A 16645-nucleotide genomic window follows, 5' to 3' on the forward strand; every position below is an offset into this window, starting at 1 on the left:
GCTCCCGGGCGTCAGCCGGTCAGTCGTCCAGGCCGAGCAGGCGCTCGGCGTTCCCGGCGAAGATCGCGCGTAGGTGGTCGTCGGGCAGCCCCAGCTCGCGGCAGATCCGCAGCTGGTCGTCGAGGTAGCGGGTGACGTACCCGCGCGGGAACCACGACGAGTCGCTGCCGAACACGATCCGGTGCGGGCCGATGGTCTCGTAGCAGCGCCGGAACAGCTCGTCCAGCGTCAGCTTGTACGGCATCCAGCGCACCCACTGGTTCGACCCCGAGGTGTCGACGTGGATGTTCGGGCAGCCCCACGCGGCGAAGAGCAGGTCCTGCACGTGCTGGACGCCGAAGTGCGGCACCACCACGGCCAGCTCGGGGAAGCGGCGGGCCATCCGGGCCAGCTCGTCCGGGCCCCCGTACCGGCCGTGGGAGAGGCCGCCGGCGCTGCCGTAGTGTCCGATGTGGATCAGCACGGGCACGCCGAGGCGCTGGGCGGCGCCCCAGAGCGGGTCGAGGGACTCGTCGTCGAGCGGGCCGCGCAGCAGCGGGGCGAAGAGCTTCAGCCCGCGCAGGCCGCGCTCGGTGACGGCGCGTTCCAGCTCGGCGGCGGCGCCCGCGCCGTACGGGTCGTGGTGGGCGAAGCCGAGCAGCAGGTCGGGGTGGCGGTCCACCACGTCGGCGACGGTGTCGTTGCCGCCGCCGGTGACGAAGACCGCCCGGCGCACGTTCACCGCGCGCAGCTCCTCGGCCCAGCGGTCCGCCTCGTCCTGCCAGCGCTCGGCGGGCGGCTCCGGGTCGGGGAAGCCCCACGCCTGCCGCCACTGCCGCGCGTACGGGGCGGAAGCGGCGGCGCGGACCGCCCGCTCGTGCTCGCCGCCGGGGTGCATGTCGGCGGCGTGCTCGCAGGCCCGGATCGTCTCGTCGGCGCCGATGCGGAAGTGCAGGTGGAAGTCGACGACGTCCAGTCCACGGTCGACGGTCACGGCGCCTCCTCGGGCTCGGGCCCGCCGGCCGACGGCGCGTCCGCGGCCGGTGCCACTTCGGCGGGCAGCGGGGCGTCGGTGGGCGGGGCGGGCGGCGGGGCGGCCACCCAGGCGGCGACGACCTCGCGCAGCCGCGTCCCGGCGAGTTGCCGGACGCGGCGGCCCGCCTCCTCGCCGGCCAGCGAGATGTGCCCGGACCAGCCCTGCCACGGGTCGGGCCGGGACTCCACCAGCACGTACGGGTGGGTCACCGGCAGCTTCGGCTTCGGCGGCAGGTCGGCGACCGCGTCGAGGCGGACCGCGTCGGGGTCGAAGCCGAGCACCCCGGAGGTCTCGTACGCGCCGCCGTGCCCGCGCGCCGGCAGCGGCCCGTACAGCTCGGCGGTCTCGGCCGGGGTGACCAGCTGGAACCAGTTGACCAGCAGCAGGCTCGCCGTGCGCCGCCCGGAGACCCACTCCATGGCGGCGCGGACGGTCGACATGTTCGCGTCGTGTCCGTTGACGATCAGCAGGCGGGGGAAGCCGGCGGCCACGATCCCCTCGATCACGTCGGCGAGGTAGCCGACCGCGATCTCGGGCCGGATCGACACCGTGCCGGGCCACGGCCGGGTCTGGCCGGGGCAGGCGGCGTACGGCACGGCGGGAAAGAGCACCCCGCGCGGGCCCGCCGCCGTGGCCCGATCGCCGGCCGGAGTCGTGCCGCCGTCGCCGGGCGCCGCCGCGCCGTCGCCGCCGGGGATCGCGCTCTCGGCGGCGAAGCCCTCGGCGAGGATCAGGTCGGTGCCGAGCGGCAGGTGCGGGCCGTGCCACTCGACCGCGCCGACCGGGAGCACCGCGAAGTCCGCCGCTTCGGCGACCGCCGCGAGTTCCCCGCCGGGGATCCGGGCGGCGGGGACCAGCCCGCCGCCCGTCGGCCAGGCCGCGCTCACGCCGTCCACTTGGCCGCCTCCCGACTGGAGCGCCGGCCGCCCTCCAGGCGACCGGAGACCACCATCACCACGAAGATCAGGACAACCTGGAGCATGCCGTACGCGGCGGCGGTGCCGACCTCGAACGAGTACATCCGGTTGTTGATCTCGACGGAGATCGGCGCGGTCTCGGAGGTGTAGATCAGCACGGAGGCGACGAACTCGCCGACGCCGTGCACGAAGGCGAGCAGCGCGCCGGCCACCACGCCGGGCAGCATCAGCCGCAGGGTGACCGTGCCGAACGCCCGCCACCAGGACGCGCCCAGGTTGCGCGCGGCCTCCTCCAGCGACGGGTCGATCTGCGCCAGGGTGGCCGAGCTGGACCGGAACACCAGCGGCAGGAACCGCACGAAGTACGCCAGCGGCATGATCCAGAAGGTGCCGATCAGCACCTGTCCGAAGCTGAACGCGTTGCCCGTGCTGAACGCCGAGATCAGGTTGATCGCCACCACCGTGCCGGGCAGCGCCCAGGCCAGCATGACCGCCACGTCCAGCAGTCCCCGGCCGCGGAAGTCCAGCCGGCGCACCGCGTACGCGATGAGCACGCCGACGACGACGCAGGCGACGGTGGCGATGAGGCTCATCTGCAACGAGTTGAGGATCGGCTGGAACGCCGCCGGGTCGGAGAAGATCGTGACGAAGTTCTGCGTGGTGTACGCCGCCGGAATGACCTCGGTGGTCCAGGAGCCGTCCTCGGAGAACGCGACCAGGGCGATGGTCGCCACCGGCGCGAGCAGGACCGCGGTGGCCAGGACCGAGGCGGCCAGGGCGAGCCACTTGCCCAGCGGGTTGGTGATCTCGCGCCGGTGCGCGGCGACGCCCTTGGACTGGGAGCGGTAGCTGCGCCGCCCCTCGTACCAGCGCATGCCGAGCAGGAACAGCACCGAGACCACGCCGAGCACCGAGGCGTACGTGGAGGCCATCGGCAGGTCGCCGTTGGTGCGGTTGATGTAGATCTGCATGGTCATCGTCTGGTCCACCCCGAACAGCAGCGGGGCGGTGTACGACGCCAGCGAGGTCATGAAGACCAGCAGCGAGGCGGAGACCAGCGCCGGGGTGAGCATCGGCAGCAGCACCGTGCGCCACACGCGGACCCGGCCGGCGCCCAGGTTGTACGCCGCCTCCTCCACCGACGGGTCCATGCCCGACAGCGCGGCCGAGGCGGACAGGTAGAAGTACGGGTACATGGTGAACGTGTGCACGACCAGCACGCCCGCGATGCCGCTGAACGGCAGCACCGGGTTCTCGGCGCCGAAGAGCTGCTGGAGGCCGCGCGGCAGGATGCCGGTCTCGCTGTAGAGCAGCTGGAACGAGATCGCCCCGATCAGCGGCGGCAGCGCCGCCGGCACCAGGATGATCGCCTCGATCAGCTTGCGGCCGGGGAACGAGAAGCGCTTGAGCAGGAAGGCCATCGCCACGCCGACGACGCCGCAGAGCAGCACGCTGGCCGCGGAGATGATCAGCGAGGTGACCAGGGAGGACCGGGCGACCCCGCCGCCGGTGACGAAGCTGCCGTAGTTCTCCACCCCGTCCACGCCGACGCTCTCGGCGAAGGTGGCGAACATCGGCTGCACCACGTACCCGAAGAGGATCAGGGCGAGCGGGAAGACCAGGACGTACGGGAACCAGCGCGAGCCGGTGCCCCCGGCGAACCGCTCGGCGAGCCGGCGGCGCGGGCCGCGCGGCGGCGTCGGCTCGCCGGTGATCGGCGCGACGGTCGCCGGGCTGGGGGTGGCGGGGAGGGTGCTCACGGGCGCACCACCCACATCCGCTCCCGGTTCAGCCGCAGCCCGACCTGGTCGCCGGCGGCGATCCCGGCCGGCACGTCGATCGCGGCGACCTGCACGGGCTCGCCGGCCACGTCGACCACGAGGTTGGTCGCCATGCCGGTGAACTCCACCTCGGTGACGCGGCCGGGCAGCGCGCCCGCCTCGGTGGCCGAGGTCAGCCCGATGTGCTCGGGCCGGACGGACACCGACGCGGTGTCGCCCTGGCGCAGGCCATGGTCGGTCGGGGCGGGCGCGGTGATCTCGCCGCCGGCGGGCAGCCCCACGGTGACGCTCTGCGCGTCGGCGGCGACCACCGGCAGGGTGAGCACGTTGCTGCGGCCGATGAAGCGGGCCACGAAGCTGGTCGCCGGGCGGTGGTAGATCTCCTGCGGGGCGCCGATCTGCTGCACCCGGCCGGACTGCATGACCGCGATCCGGTCCGACATGGCCATCGCCTCGGCCTGGTCGTGGGTGACGTAGATGGAGGTGGTGCCGGCCTCGCGCTGGATGCGGCGGATCTCGACCCGGGTCTCCTCGCGCAGCTTGGCGTCGAGGTTCGACAGCGGCTCGTCGAGCAGCAGGGTGCGGGGCCGGATCACCAGCGCCCGGGCCAGGGCGACGCGCTGCTGCTGGCCGCCGGAGAGCTCGTCGATGCGCCGGTCGCCGTAGCCGGCGAGGTGCACCTGGCCGAGCGCCTCCTCGACCCGCCGCCGCGCCTCGACCCGCCCGACCTTGCGGATCTTCAGGCCGTACGCGACGTTCTGCGCCACGCTCATGTGCGGGAAGAGGGCGTAGTTCTGGAACACCATGCCGGTGTCGCGCTTGTTCGGCGGCCGGCGGGTGACGTCCTCGGTGCCGAACCGGATCCGGCCGGAGGTGGGGAAGTAGAACCCGGCCACCATGCGCAGGGTGGTGGTCTTGCCGCAGCCGCTCGGGCCGAGCAGCGTGAAGAACTCCCCGGCGGCGATGGTGATGTCGACGTCGTCCACGGCCGCGGTGTCGCCGCCGCGCGCGAAGCGCTTGCTCACCGACTCGAGCGTGACATCGATCATGAGGTCCTCTCCTTCGTGCGGTACCGGACCTGGACGGTCGTCAGGGTGGGGGCGCGGGGGCGGGACGGGCCCGCCCCCGGGACGCCCGGGCGGTCAGCCCTTGTTCTTGATCTGGCCGTTCCAGTGGTTGATCCACTCGGTCTCGTTCTTGCCGATCACGTCCCAGTTGACGTCCAGCGGCTTGAGGCCGAGCTGGGCCAGCCACTCCGGCTTCTCGGCGATGTCCACGGCCGGGATCTGGTAGTAGTCCTTGGCCAGGTCGGCGCGGAGCTTGTCGTCGAAGAGGAACTCCATGAACTTCTGGGCGCCGGTGGTGTTGCCGCCCTTGACCGCGGCGATGCCGTCGACCAGCACCGGGGCGCCGGAGGCGGGCATCACGTAGCCGAACGGCATGTTCGACTGGTTGGCCTGGAGCAGGACGTCCTGGAGGTTCCAGGCGCTGAGCACGCCCTGCTGGCGGGAGAGCTTCAGGTAGAGGTCGGTCGGGTTGGCCGCGTACGCGCCGGTGTTGGCGTCGAGCTTCTTCAGCCAGTCGTAGCCGGGCTGCGGGTTGCTGCCGTCCGGGGACTGCCGCATGATCATGGCGGCGTAGATCGACCGCATCGTGCCGGACGCGGCCACGTCCCGGATGATGATCTTGTCCTTCCACTCCGGCTTCAGCAGGTCGTCCCAGTCCTTCGGGGCCTGCTCCGGGGTGAGCGCCTTGTTGTTGTACATGATGACCTCGGGGAGCAGGATCTCCCCGAACCAGCGGCCCTCGGCGTCCTTGTACTTCGGGTCCATCTTCGCGGCGAACGCCGGCTGCCAGGAGGTCAGCAGGTCCTCGCCGGCGCCGGCGGAGAGCCCCTGCTGGGTGCCGCCCCACCAGACGTCGGCCTGCGGGTTCGCCTTCTCCGCCCGGACCCGCTCCAGGATCTCCTGGGCGCCCAGGTTGAGGATCTCGACCTTGCCCTTGTACTCGGGGTACTTGGCGGTGAACTGGTCCACCACGTAGGTGGAGACCTTCTTGTCGCGGGCCGTGTAGATGGTCAGCTTCTCGGCGCTCGCGCCGCCGGCCGTGTCGTCACCACCGCCGCCGCCGCAGGCGGTGCCGGCGGCGAGCACGGTGGCGAGCGCACCGGCGAGGAGAAGTCGACGTCTCATGGGGTACCTCCGAGGGGTGTGGGGGGAACTGCGGTGTGCGTGGTGTGTGGTCAAGGAGTCGGCAGCAGTGTCGGCATGCCGGCGGCAGCCGCGGAGAGGGCGTAGCTGACCGCCCCGTGCAGCACCGCCCGGTCGCCGAGCACGGCCCGGCGCACCTCGGTGCTGCTCGGCGCGGCGGCGGTGACCAGCGTTTGGAGCCGGTCGACGGCGGCGTCGTCGAGGTGGGCGGCGGCCCCGCTGAGCAGCACCCGCCCGGGGTCGACGACGCAGACGCAGGAGACGATGAGCCGCGACCAGGCCGCGAGCACGTCGTCCAGGTAGGCGGCGGCCCGGTCGTCGATGGCCGCCAGCGCCACCAGGTCGGCCACCGGCGAGTCCGGCCGCCGCCCGGGGGCCAGCGCCACCATCCGCTCGGCGATGGCGTTCTCCGACCAGCGGGCCTCGAACGGACCGATCCCGTCGTGACCCCGATCGGTCGGGTCCAGTGGCAGGAAGCCGACCTCGCCGGCGGCCCCGCCGGCGCCCCGGCGGACCTGCCCGTCGAGCACCAGGCCGGCGCCGATGCCGTCGGCCACGTGCAGCAGCAGCAGGTCGGCGACGTCGCTGCCCGCGCCGACGGCGTGCTCGCCGGCCGCCATCAGGTTCACGTCGTTGTCCACCACCACCGGCACCCCGAGCCGCCGCTGCACCGACTCCCCCACCGGCCGGCCCTCGACGAGGCCGACCGAGGGGGCGAGGCGCACGGCGCCGCCGGTGGAGATGCCGGGCGCGGCGATGGCCACCCCGCGCAGCGCCGGCAGTCCGTCGCCGGCGAGTTCGGGCACCGAGCGACAGATGGTGTCGACGATGTCGCCGGCGAGCCGGACCGCCCGGTGGGCGATGACGGCGCCGTCGCTGTCGGCGATCTCGCAGCTGATCCGGGACGGCTCCAGGGAGACGGCGGCGACCAGCTCGGCCCGCGGGTTGAACTCCAGCATCGCCCGTGGCCGGCCGGTGCGGGAGGTCCCCGGGCCGCGCTCGATGAGGTACCCCTCGGCGATCAGCTCGCGCACGAGCGGGGTGAGCGTGGCGGGGCTCAGCCCGGTGAGCTCGGTCAGCTCGGCGCGGGAGAGCACCCGCACCTGGCGGGCGGTGGAGATCACGGACAACCGCTTGATCTCCTTCGACCGCTCCCGGCTCACCGGGCTCGTTGGTGGCGTCACCACGTCAGTCACACTTCCTTCCTACGGCGAACGAACTATCGAGTCAAGTAACGAAACCGTCTCGTTACCTTGCGGCCTCCTTCTTGAGCAGCAGAAACGCCCTTCCTTGGGCCTCGGGGAGGCCGCCGGACGGGCGCACTCACCGCCCGCAACACCTCGGATGGCGGGGGGTTAGTTTCTTTCGCAAATAAAGAAAGACCTTGCAAAGCATTGACGGGCCGCCGCGCCGGTCCCTAGCGTCACCGGGCGAAGGCCTTCCAGTGTGTACGGACCCCCGTGCCGCTGCGTACCTGAGGTGACGCCGGCGCTCCCTCGTGCCCCGGCGCCCCTGCCCGCCCTCTCACCGTCCGACCGCGACCCCCACGTCGACGCCCCGCGTCCGACGTCGCCGGCCGCTGCCCGGACCTCGCGTCACGCGAAAGGATCCGCATGCGTCTCAAGGCGTTCCTGCTACCCACGGCGCTCGCCCTGGCCCTGTCCGGGACACCGGCCGTGGCCCTCGCCGCACCCCCCGACGCCCGGCCGACCGACGCCGTCGACCTGGACGTCCTCTTCGTCAGCGCGCACCCCGACGACGAGGCCGGCAGCCTCGCCACCCTCGGCCAGTGGAAGGAGAAGCACGGCGCCAAGGCCGGCGTCGTCACCATCACCCGCGGCGAGGGCGGCGGCAACGCCGTCGGCCTGGAGGAGGGCCCGCCGCTGGGCATCATCCGCGAGCGCGAGGAACGCACCGCGATCGGCCGCGCCGGGGTGGAGAACCTCTACAACCTCGACCGCGTCGACTTCTGGTACACCGCGTCCGCGCCCCTGTCCGAGCAGATCTGGGGGCACGACGACACCCTCGCCCAGATCGTCCGGGTGATCCGGCAGACCCGGCCCGAGATCGTCATGACGATGAACCCGTCGCCCACGCCCGGCAACCACGGCAACCACCAGCAGGCCGCCCGCTTCGCCGCCGAGGCGTTCCACGCCGCCGCCGACCCGAAGGCGTTCCCGGAGCAGGTCACCAAGGAGGGGCTCAAGCCGTTCCGGGCGGCGAAGTTCCTGCGTACGGGCGGCACCGGCAGCTCGACGACCGGGCCGCAGTGCGCCACCGGCTTCGTGCCGGCCGTCCCGACCGACCAGGTGTTCGGCGTCTGGGAGGGCGCCCGCAGCGCCGGCGGCAAGACCTGGGCCGAGGTCGAGGTCGACGCCCGCCGGGACTACGTGACCCAGGGCTGGGCCAACACCGCCGCCGCCCCCACCGATCCTGCGAAGATCCGCTGCGACTTCTACACCCTGGTCGACAGCCGCGTCCCGTACGACCCGGCGGACACCTCGCCCGAGGCGATCCTGCGCGGCTCGGTCCTGCCCCCGGCCGCCGGTGGGCTGCCCAAGGGCACCGAGCTCTACCTGACCGCCGACCGGTTCGACCTCGCCCCCGGGCAGAGCGTCGAGGTCACCGCGCACGTGCGGGCGCCGGGCAACCGGGCCCTCACCTCGCCCCGGGTCTCCCTGCGGCTGCCGCAGGGCTGGACCGCCAGCGGCTCCGGCGCGGTGCGCGGCGCCGTACCGGCCGGCAAGGAGCGGACCGTCACCTTCACCGTGACCGTCCCCGCCGGCGCCGACACCAACGAGCAGCACCTCGTCGGCGCGTCCCTGAGCACCGGGCAGGGCACCGGCCGTACGGACCGCGCGGTCCGGGTGGTCGCCGACGTGCGCGGCACCCTGGAGCCGCTGCCCGAGGTGGGGCTGTTCCGCACCTGGGCCGGCGACAGCGGCTACCCGCAGCTGGACACCCTGATCAAGCCGGTGCTGACCCTCGGCTCCGGGAAGAGCCGGACGGTCCGGGTCGACCTGCGCAACCACGGCGAAAGCGCCCAGAGCGGCACCGTCGCCCTCGGCCTGCCGGCCGGCTTCACCGCCGACGCGGCGACCAAGAGCTACGCCTCCCTGGCGCCGGGCGCGACCGGGGCGGTCACCTTCACCGTCACCAACAGCGACGCCAGCCTGCCGACCGCCAACGAGGGCGGCGACGGCGGCGACTACGGCATCACCATCACCACCACCAGCGCCGCCGGCAGCACCGTGGAGACCGGCGCCCTGGAGATCGTGCCGACCAGCGAGGTGCCGCACGCCGGGCACGACCACGCCGTCGACGGGGTGGCCTCCCCGGGCGAGTACCCCGGCGAGGAGCTGGACCTGTCCCGCATCTGGGAGGGACAGGCCACCACGCCACAGGACGCCTCGGCCACCGGCCGGATCGCCTTCACCGAGGACGCGCTCGTCGTGTTCGTACAGGTCACCGACGACGTGCTCGGCAAGAAGGTGGTGCCGCAGGACTGCAAGCGGCAGCGGCGAACCGACAGCGTGGAGATCATCGTCGACCCGAAGGGGAACTCGACGGACACCTCCACCGTGTTCAAGGCGGGCATCTTCCCGGTCACCGACGACCCCGCCAACGGCGACCCGCCGTGCTGGCAGCGCGACGCCGACAACCGGCAGGGACCGGGCGCCACGACCGCCCCGGGGATGACCGTCGTCAGCAAGGTCACCGCGCCGTACACCGGCTACACCATCGAGGCGCGCATCCCGTTCGCGGTGCTGCCCGACGCCATCGACCCGGCGCGGATGGGCTTCAACGTGCTGGTGTACGACTCGGACACCCAGGACCTCAGCTCCCAGTCCCGGCTGGGCTGGTCCACCTTCACCGGCGTCCGGGCCGACCCGTACCGCTACGGCCTGGTCACCCTGCCCGGCCTCACCCCGGCCCAGCGGCAGCCCAGCGCCCCGGTCTTCCCGGACACCGCCGCCCGCAGCGTGCACAGCCCGCAGACCATCGCGCAGTCGGCGGTGGACGGCGTGGCTCCGGCCGCCGTCACCCGGCTGCCCGAGCGGGCGCTGCGGCTGACCGACCAGCGGCAGGTGGCCGGCGGCGTGCGAGTGACCGTCCGGGCCGACCGCGCCGGCACGGTGTACCTGCACACCGCCGACGGCGACCGGTCGCTCGGTGAGCGCTCGGTGCAGGTGTCCTCCGGCCGGCCGGTGACCGTCGTGGTTCCGGCGACCGGTGGCACGCCCACCTCGGTCCTGGCGGCCTTCGAGGCCGGCGGCGCCGCGCTCGCGCGCCAGGTCCCGCTGACCTGACCGGTGCGGGACGGGCCCCTGTCATCCGCGCGGATGGCGGGGGCCCGTCCCGTCGTCGGGGCCGAGTGTCGGTCGGGCGCGCGGCGGCGCGGTCTACAGGACGTTGCGCCCCAGCAGGAACAGCCCGAAGACCACCCCGAACGCGACGACCACCGCCCTGAGCGGGCCGCCGGGGAGTCTGCGGAGCAGCCGGGCACCGACGTAGCCGCCGACGACGGTGGCCGGGGCGAGGATCGCCACCCCCGCCCAGTTGACGGTGCCGAAGAGGACGAAGAGCACCACCGCCGTCAACGAGATGACGGCCGACAGCAGGTTCTTGAAGGCGACCGTCCGGGTGAGCGGTTCGCGCTGCAGGAGCGCCAGGCCGGCGATCAGGACGATGCCGAACCCCGCGCCGATGTAGCCGCCGTAGACGCCGCTCAGGGCGACGGACACCTGAAGGGCCGCCGGGTGTTCCCGCCCGTGCCGCAGGACGGAGCGCCGGGCCAGGCCGTCCAGCCGACCCCGCAGACCGAGGACGGCCGACGCGGCGATCACCAGGAACGGCACGATCGCGTCGAAGACGCGGCTCGGCGTCACCAGCAGCAGCACCGAGCCGACGACGCCACCGACGACCGCCGCGGGCAGGACGCGCCGGACGTCTCCGCGGGGCGGCAGGTCCCGGTACCCTCCGGCGACGCTCGCCACGTTGCCGGGGAAGACGGCGACGGTGCTGGTCAGCTTGGCGGTGAGCGGCGGGATGCCGGCAGCGATCAGCGCCGAGAAGGCGATCAGGGAACCGCCGCCCGCGACCGCGTTGAAGGCGCCCGTGGCGACACCGGCGGCGACGAGCAGCGTCGCCTGGATGGGATCCATCGGATCCCAGGCTAGTGGCGATGCCCGGCGGCGGGGCGGGTGTCGGCCGGGCCGTCCGGCCCGCCACGCGCGGGACGGCTCGGGGCCGGCCGGCGGTGGGCGCGACCCCCGGTGGGGCCGCGCGAAGTTCACCTTCTCCGGGTGAGGCGGTGGCGGCGTTTCCGGGGAATGGTGGCCGGTGAGGAGGGTCACGATGGCGGATGCCACCGAGGATTTCTTCCACGGCCTCGCGCGCCGTGGGCACGACCGCCGGCTCAGGGCGATCGACGAGGGCAGCGTGCGCTTCGACATCAGCCGCGACGGCCGGACCGCGCACTGGCTGGTCTCCATCGACAAGGGCGACGTCAGGGTCTCGGAGGAGGCGACCGGCGGGGACGCGGTCGTCGAGGCGGACCGGGCGGTGTTCGACCGCATCGCCAGCGGGGAGGCGTACTTCCTCACCACTGTGCTGCGCGGCGAGGCGGCCGTGGCGGGCAGCCCCCGGCTCTTCGCGACCGTCCGGAAGCTCTTTCCGCCGCCGCCCACGTCCCGGGGCACGCGCCGCCGGGGAGGCGGCCATGAGTGACGACCAGGTGGGCATCCTGGACGGCACCACCTTCCTGGTCTGCGACCGGGCCGGCGACATCCTCCCGTCGCCCGACACTCCGCTCGGCCTCTTCGCCCACGACACGCGCCTGCTGTCGAAGTGGGTGCTCACGATCGACGGGGAGCGGTTGAGCACCCTCGCCATCGACGACATCCACTACTTCGAGAACCGGTTCTACCTGGTCCCCGGCCACCAGGACGTCTACGTCAACAGCACGCTCTCGGTGCGGCGGGCACACACGCTCGACGCCGGCCTGCACGAGGAGCTGAGCATCACCAACCATGCCGGCCAGCCGGTCGACCTGAGCGTCCGGGTCGAGGTGGACGCCGACTTCGCGGACGTCTTCGAGGTCAAGGACGCGACGGCGCGGAAGAAGGGGCGGCACTACCGGCGCGTCGACGGCGGGCGCCTCGTCCTCGGCTACGAGCGGGAACGGTTCCGGCGGGAGACGATCGTCTCCGCGACGACGCCGGCCGAACTGGACGAGGACGGCCTGACGTTCGCGGTCCACCTCGAACCGCACGGCAGGTGGCGGACCAGGCTGACCGCGGAGCCGGACCTCCCGATGCCGCGAGGGCTGGAGCGGCTCACGATTCCGGGACGGGCGCGCGGCCGGGACAAGGAGCGCCGGCTCAAGGACTGGCTGGCGGAGGCGCCCCGGCTGGAATCCGGCTTCGAGCCCCTGCGCGGCGCGTACCGGCGCAGCCTGATCGACCTGGCCGCGCTGCGGTTCAGCCCGTTCCTCGCCGAGGACCGGAGCGTGCCGGCCGCCGGCCTGCCCTGGTTCATGAGCCTGTTCGGCCGGGACAGCATCCTCACCAGCCTCCAGGCGCTGCCGTTCGCGCCCGATCTCGCCGCCACCACGCTCAGGGTGCTCGCGCTCCGGCAGGGCAGCCGGGTCGACGACTTCCGGGAGGAGGAGCCCGGCCGGATCCTGCACGAGATGCGGTACGGGGAGATGAGCGTCTTCGAGGAGACGCCGCACACGCCCTACTTCGGCAGCGCCGACGCCACTCCCCTGTTCCTGGTGCTGCTCGACGAGTACGAGCGCTGGACCGGCGACGCCGCGCTCGTCCGCTCGGTCGAACAGGAGGCGCGGGCGGCGATCGACTGGATCGACCACTACGCCGACCTGACGGGCAGCGGCTACATCTCCTACGAGCGGCGCAACACCCGCAACGGACTGGAGAACCAGTGCTGGAAGGACTCCTGGGACGGCATCTCGTACCAGGACGGGCGGCTGCCCGGCTTCCCCAGGGCGACCTGCGAGTTGCAGGGGTACGCGTACGACGCGAAGATGCGCACCGCCCGGCTAGCCCGGACGATCTGGAACGACCCGACGTACGCGGACCGGCTGGAACGGGACGCCGCCGAGCTCAGGCAGCGCTTCAACCGCGACTTCTGGGTCGCCGACGGCGAGTACATGGCCCTCGCGCTCGACGGTGACGGCCGCCAGGTGGACGCGCTGTCGTCCAACATCGGCCACCTGCTGTGGAGCGGCATCGTCGACGAGTCGAAGGCCGCCTCCCTGGCGCGACACCTGATGTCGCCCGCGCTGTTCAGCGGCTGGGGGGTGCGCACGCTGGCCGAGAGCGCGAGCCGCTACAACCCGATCGGGTACCACGTCGGGACGATCTGGCCGTTCGACAACTCGTTCATCGCCTGGGGCCTGCGCCGCTACGGCTACGCCGACGAGGCGGCCCGGATCGCCGCCGGGATCCTGGACGCGGCGGTCTTCTACGACGGCCGGCTGCCCGAGGCGTTCGCTGGCTACCCCCGGGCCGAGACCAAGTATCCGGTCAACTATCCCACCGCGTGCAGCCCGCAGGCGTGGTCCGCCGGGGCCACCCTGCTGCTGTTGCGCACGATGCTCGGGCTGCAACCGGTCGGCGAAGACCTCGTGATCAGGCCCGCTCTGCCCGCTAGTCTCGACTTCGTGGCGCTGCTCGACATTCCCGGGCGGTGGGGGCGCCTCGACGCGTACGGCAGAGGGCCGGCCGGCGCGGGCGGACGCGGCCACCAGCCGGCGCCGCAGCAGCTCTCCGCCCCGTGACGGGAGGGACGATGCGAGAACTCGACCCGATGCGGACCGCCGTCGTCGGCGTCCACTGGCAGCACGAGGTCGTCAGTCCCGACGGGGTGTTCGGTCCGTTCTTCGCCGAGCAGGTCTCCCGGCACCGCGTCGCCTCGTACGCGGCGCAGGTCGCCGCGGCGGTGCGCGCGAGTGGCGGCCTCGTCGTCTACACGCGGGTCGCGTACCGGCCCGGATACCCGGACCTCATCCCCAACACGCCCAGCTTCGCCATGGTCCGGGAGCGGCAGGCCTACCTCGAGGGCGCGCCGAAGGCCCGGATCGTCGATGAACTCGCGCCGGAGGCCGGTGACGTCGTCATCACCCTCGTCCGGCTCACCGGCTTCTTCGGCAGCGAACTCGACACCGTGCTGCGGCGCCGGGGCGTGGACACCGTCCTGTTCACCGGTGTCGCCACCAACCTCTCCGTCACCGGCACCGTGTTCGAGGCGGTCAACCACGGCTACCGGCCGGTGGTGGTCTCCGACGCGTGCACCGCCGCGACCGACGAGGCACACCGGGCCAGCCTGGAGACGCTGGGCCAACTCGGCGAGGTGGTCACCACCGCCGAGGCCGTCGACCGCCTGTCGAGGTGAGCCGTCGGGCCGGGCGGCCCGTCGCCCGGCGGCCGCCCCGGCCGGGCCGTTCCGGCGGGCGGCCAGCCAGCCCCGACAACTGCCCGGACAGCCCCTAGCCCGGCCCGTTTGCATTGACGACGGACGTGCCGCGCTGGCAGCATCCGGCGCATCATGATCAAGGAAAGCGGTTGGTCAGCGCCCCCCGTCCCCGCCCGGCCGTCCGGCCAGCCCGCCGGGGGCGAGCCACACCACGCGGACCTCGTCCATGAGGCGATCGTCCGGCATCCCGCCGACGCGTTGGCGCTGGGCACGGACGACGCCCTCGTCACCTACGGGGAGTTGCGCGCACGCAGCAACCGGCTGGCCCGGCACCTGCGGGCAACCGGGGTACGCCGAGGTGACCTCGTCGCCGTCCTGCTGCCCCGCGGTGTCGACGGGATCGTCAGCGTACTGGCGGCGCTCACCGCCGGCGCCGCGTACCTGCCCATCGACGCCGGCTACCCTCCGCAGCGGGTCCGGCACATGCTCACCGACTCCCGGGCGCGGGTGCTCGTCACCGTACGGTCGCTGGTCCGGGCCGACCTGGTGGTTCCGGGCACCCCGGTCGTCCTGCTCGACGACGACCGGGCCACGCTCGCCGCGTACCCCGACCGGCCGCCGGCCGTGCCGGTCGGCCCGGGTGACCTCGCGTACGTGATCTACACCTCCGGGTCCACCGGCCTGCCGAAGGGGGTCATGGTCGAGCACGGCTCGCTGCGCGGGCTGGCCCGGTGGCGGGCCGACGCGGAGCGCCTCGGTCCCGACGACCGCTGCCTGCACCTGTTCTCCCCCGGCTTCGACGCCTCGGTGTGGGACATCTGGGCGCCGCTGGTGGCCGGCGCCAGCCTCTGGATGCCCGACGACCAGATCCGGGTCGACCCCGACCGGCTGGTGGACTGGCTCGCCGCGCACGCGATCACCTCGGCGACGCTGCCCACCCCGCTCGCCGAGGCCGTGCTGACCCGGCCGGCGCCGCCCGACGGGGCACTGCGCATCCTCGGCGCGGGGGGCCAGCAGCTGCTGGCCCGCCCCCGCCCCGAGCACGCGTTCACCACCGTCAACCTGTACGGACCCACCGAGGCCACCGTGCTGGCGATGGCCGGGGAGGTGGCGGTCGAGGGCGACGGGCCGCCGTCGCTCGGGCATCCGGCCGCGGGCGCCGCCATCCGGCTGCTCACCGACGACCTGCGTCCGGTGCCTGCCGGCAGCCTGGGCGAGGTGTTCATCGGTGGGCCGGGGGTGGCCCGGGGGTACCACGATCGTCCCGCCCTGACCGCCGAGCGCTTCCCGCCCGACCCGTACGGGCCGCCGGGCAGCCGCCTGTACCGCACCGGCGACCTGGCGCGTCAGCTACCGGACGGCACCTACCACTTCGCCGGCCGGGTCGACGACCAGGTGAAGCTGCACGGCCACCGGATCGAGCTCGGTGAGATCGAGAGCGTGCTGCTGCGTCATCCGGGCGTACGGGCCGCCGCGGTCCGTGTGCACGAGGGCACGGCCGGCCCCCGGCTCGTCGGCTACGTCGTGCCCGAGGTCGGTCCGGACGACGCGACGCTGGCCGAGCACGCGGCCCGGTACCTGCCGGCGACCATGGTTCCCGCCGCGTGGGTCCGTCTCGCCGCCCTGCCGCTCACCCCGCACGGCAAGCTGGACCGGGCCGCGCTGCCCGCGCCGGCGGAGCAGGTCAGCGAGGCGCCCCGCGACGACCTGGAACGGCGGGTGGCGCAGGTGTGGGCGGAGGTGCTCGGCAAGTCACCGGGCCGCGACGACAACTTCTTCTCCCTGGGCGGGCACTCGCTGCGGGCCACGATGGTCGCCGTCCGGTTGCGCGAGCGGTTCGGGCTGCCGATTCCCGCCGCGATCGTGTTCGAGGCGCAGACCGTGGCCGCGATGGCCGACCGCCTACGGGCCGAGGTGACGGCCGACCCGTCGACCGGCGGCGAGGACGATCCGGTCGTGTCCGGCACCGGGCAACCGAGCGAGCCGGATCCGGCCCTCGTCCCGCCGGGCGGCAAGACCTCGTCGCCGGGTCGGGTCCTGTCGTTCGCGCAGCAACGCCTGTGGTTCCTGCACACCCTCGACCCGAAGTCCACCGCCTACAACACCCAGACCGCCTGGCACATCGACGGCGAACTCGACCTCGACCACCTCGACACCGCCATCAACGAGATCATCCGCCGGCACGAAGTCCTGCGCACCACCTTCGCCGAGCACGACGGCATCCCCGTCCAGATCGTCCACCCCGAGCCCACCCACCACAGCACCCGCCACGACCTCACCCAC

Annotated in this window: 12 protein-coding genes; 5 read left to right on the forward strand and 7 right to left on the reverse strand. The window is 73.4% G+C overall.

All coding sequences use genetic code 11. The annotated features are described in order from the left end of the window. Positions 1-19: 19 nt before the first annotated feature. The 6 genes from ABZ573_RS14195 to ABZ573_RS14220 all read right to left on the reverse strand — a co-directional run bounded on the left by ABZ573_RS14195 (position 20) and on the right by ABZ573_RS14220 (position 7119). Positions 20-973: an amidohydrolase family protein gene (locus ABZ573_RS14195; protein ID WP_358118358.1), complete on the reverse strand. Its 954-nt coding sequence runs from the start codon at positions 971-973 to the stop codon at positions 20-22. Beyond that, complete coding sequence (locus tag ABZ573_RS14200; RefSeq protein ID WP_358118360.1) at positions 970-1911, reverse strand: creatininase family protein; 942 nt, start codon at positions 1909-1911, stop codon at positions 970-972. The genes ABZ573_RS14195 and ABZ573_RS14200 overlap by 4 nt, the downstream gene beginning before the upstream one ends. Then, entirely contained in the window at positions 1899-3692 is a 1794-nt protein-coding gene (locus ABZ573_RS14205; protein ID WP_327028470.1) for an iron ABC transporter permease, read from the reverse strand. The genes ABZ573_RS14200 and ABZ573_RS14205 overlap by 13 nt, the downstream gene beginning before the upstream one ends. Next, entirely contained in the window at positions 3689-4762 is a 1074-nt protein-coding gene (locus ABZ573_RS14210; protein WP_151454960.1) for an ABC transporter ATP-binding protein, read from the reverse strand. The genes ABZ573_RS14205 and ABZ573_RS14210 overlap by 4 nt, the downstream gene beginning before the upstream one ends. Before the next feature lie 93 nt (positions 4763-4855). Beyond that, positions 4856-5905 carry an extracellular solute-binding protein gene (locus ABZ573_RS14215; protein ID WP_151454961.1) on the reverse strand — a complete coding sequence of 350 codons (1050 nt, stop codon included), beginning with the start codon at positions 5903-5905 and terminating at the stop codon, positions 4856-4858. A 50-nt stretch (positions 5906-5955) separates the two neighbouring features. Further along, positions 5956-7119: an ROK family protein gene (locus ABZ573_RS14220; protein ID WP_151454962.1), complete on the reverse strand. Its 1164-nt coding sequence runs from the start codon at positions 7117-7119 to the stop codon at positions 5956-5958. Positions 7120-7536: 417 nt separating this feature from the next. Here ABZ573_RS14220 and ABZ573_RS14225 point away from each other — a divergent pair, with 417 nt between their 5' ends. After that, positions 7537-10233: a sugar-binding protein gene (locus ABZ573_RS14225; protein WP_358118363.1), complete on the forward strand. Its 2697-nt coding sequence runs from the start codon at positions 7537-7539 to the stop codon at positions 10231-10233. 93 nt (positions 10234-10326) lie between these two features. On the opposite strand, the gene ABZ573_RS14230 is transcribed toward ABZ573_RS14225, so the two are convergent. Further along, positions 10327-11088, reverse strand: a complete 762-nt coding sequence (locus tag ABZ573_RS14230) for a sulfite exporter TauE/SafE family protein (protein ID WP_358118365.1) — start codon at positions 11086-11088, stop codon at positions 10327-10329. A gap of 193 nt (positions 11089-11281) precedes the next feature. Here ABZ573_RS14230 and ABZ573_RS14235 point away from each other — a divergent pair, with 193 nt between their 5' ends. From ABZ573_RS14235 to ABZ573_RS14250, 4 genes are all read left to right on the forward strand, one after another. Beyond that, positions 11282-11653 carry an SCP2 sterol-binding domain-containing protein gene (locus ABZ573_RS14235; protein WP_151454965.1) on the forward strand — a complete coding sequence of 124 codons (372 nt, stop codon included), beginning with the start codon at positions 11282-11284 and terminating at the stop codon, positions 11651-11653. Continuing rightward, the gene (locus ABZ573_RS14240) at positions 11646-13727 is read left to right on the forward strand and encodes a glycogen debranching N-terminal domain-containing protein (protein ID WP_358118368.1); all 2082 of its coding nucleotides are present in this window, start codon (positions 11646-11648) and stop codon (positions 13725-13727) included. The genes ABZ573_RS14235 and ABZ573_RS14240 overlap by 8 nt, the downstream gene beginning before the upstream one ends. Positions 13728-13738: 11 nt before the next feature. After that, positions 13739-14341 carry a cysteine hydrolase gene (locus ABZ573_RS14245; protein WP_327028475.1) on the forward strand — a complete coding sequence of 201 codons (603 nt, stop codon included), beginning with the start codon at positions 13739-13741 and terminating at the stop codon, positions 14339-14341. 153 nt (positions 14342-14494) lie between these two features. After that, positions 14495-16645 (forward strand): amino acid adenylation domain-containing protein (locus tag ABZ573_RS14250; RefSeq protein ID WP_358118370.1); only part of this gene is annotated, 2151 nt, incomplete at its 3' end.

The sequence above is a fragment of the Micromonospora sp. NPDC007220 genome, from assembly GCF_040634035.1.
Lineage (GTDB): Bacteria > Actinomycetota > Actinomycetes > Mycobacteriales > Micromonosporaceae > Micromonospora > Micromonospora reichwaldensis.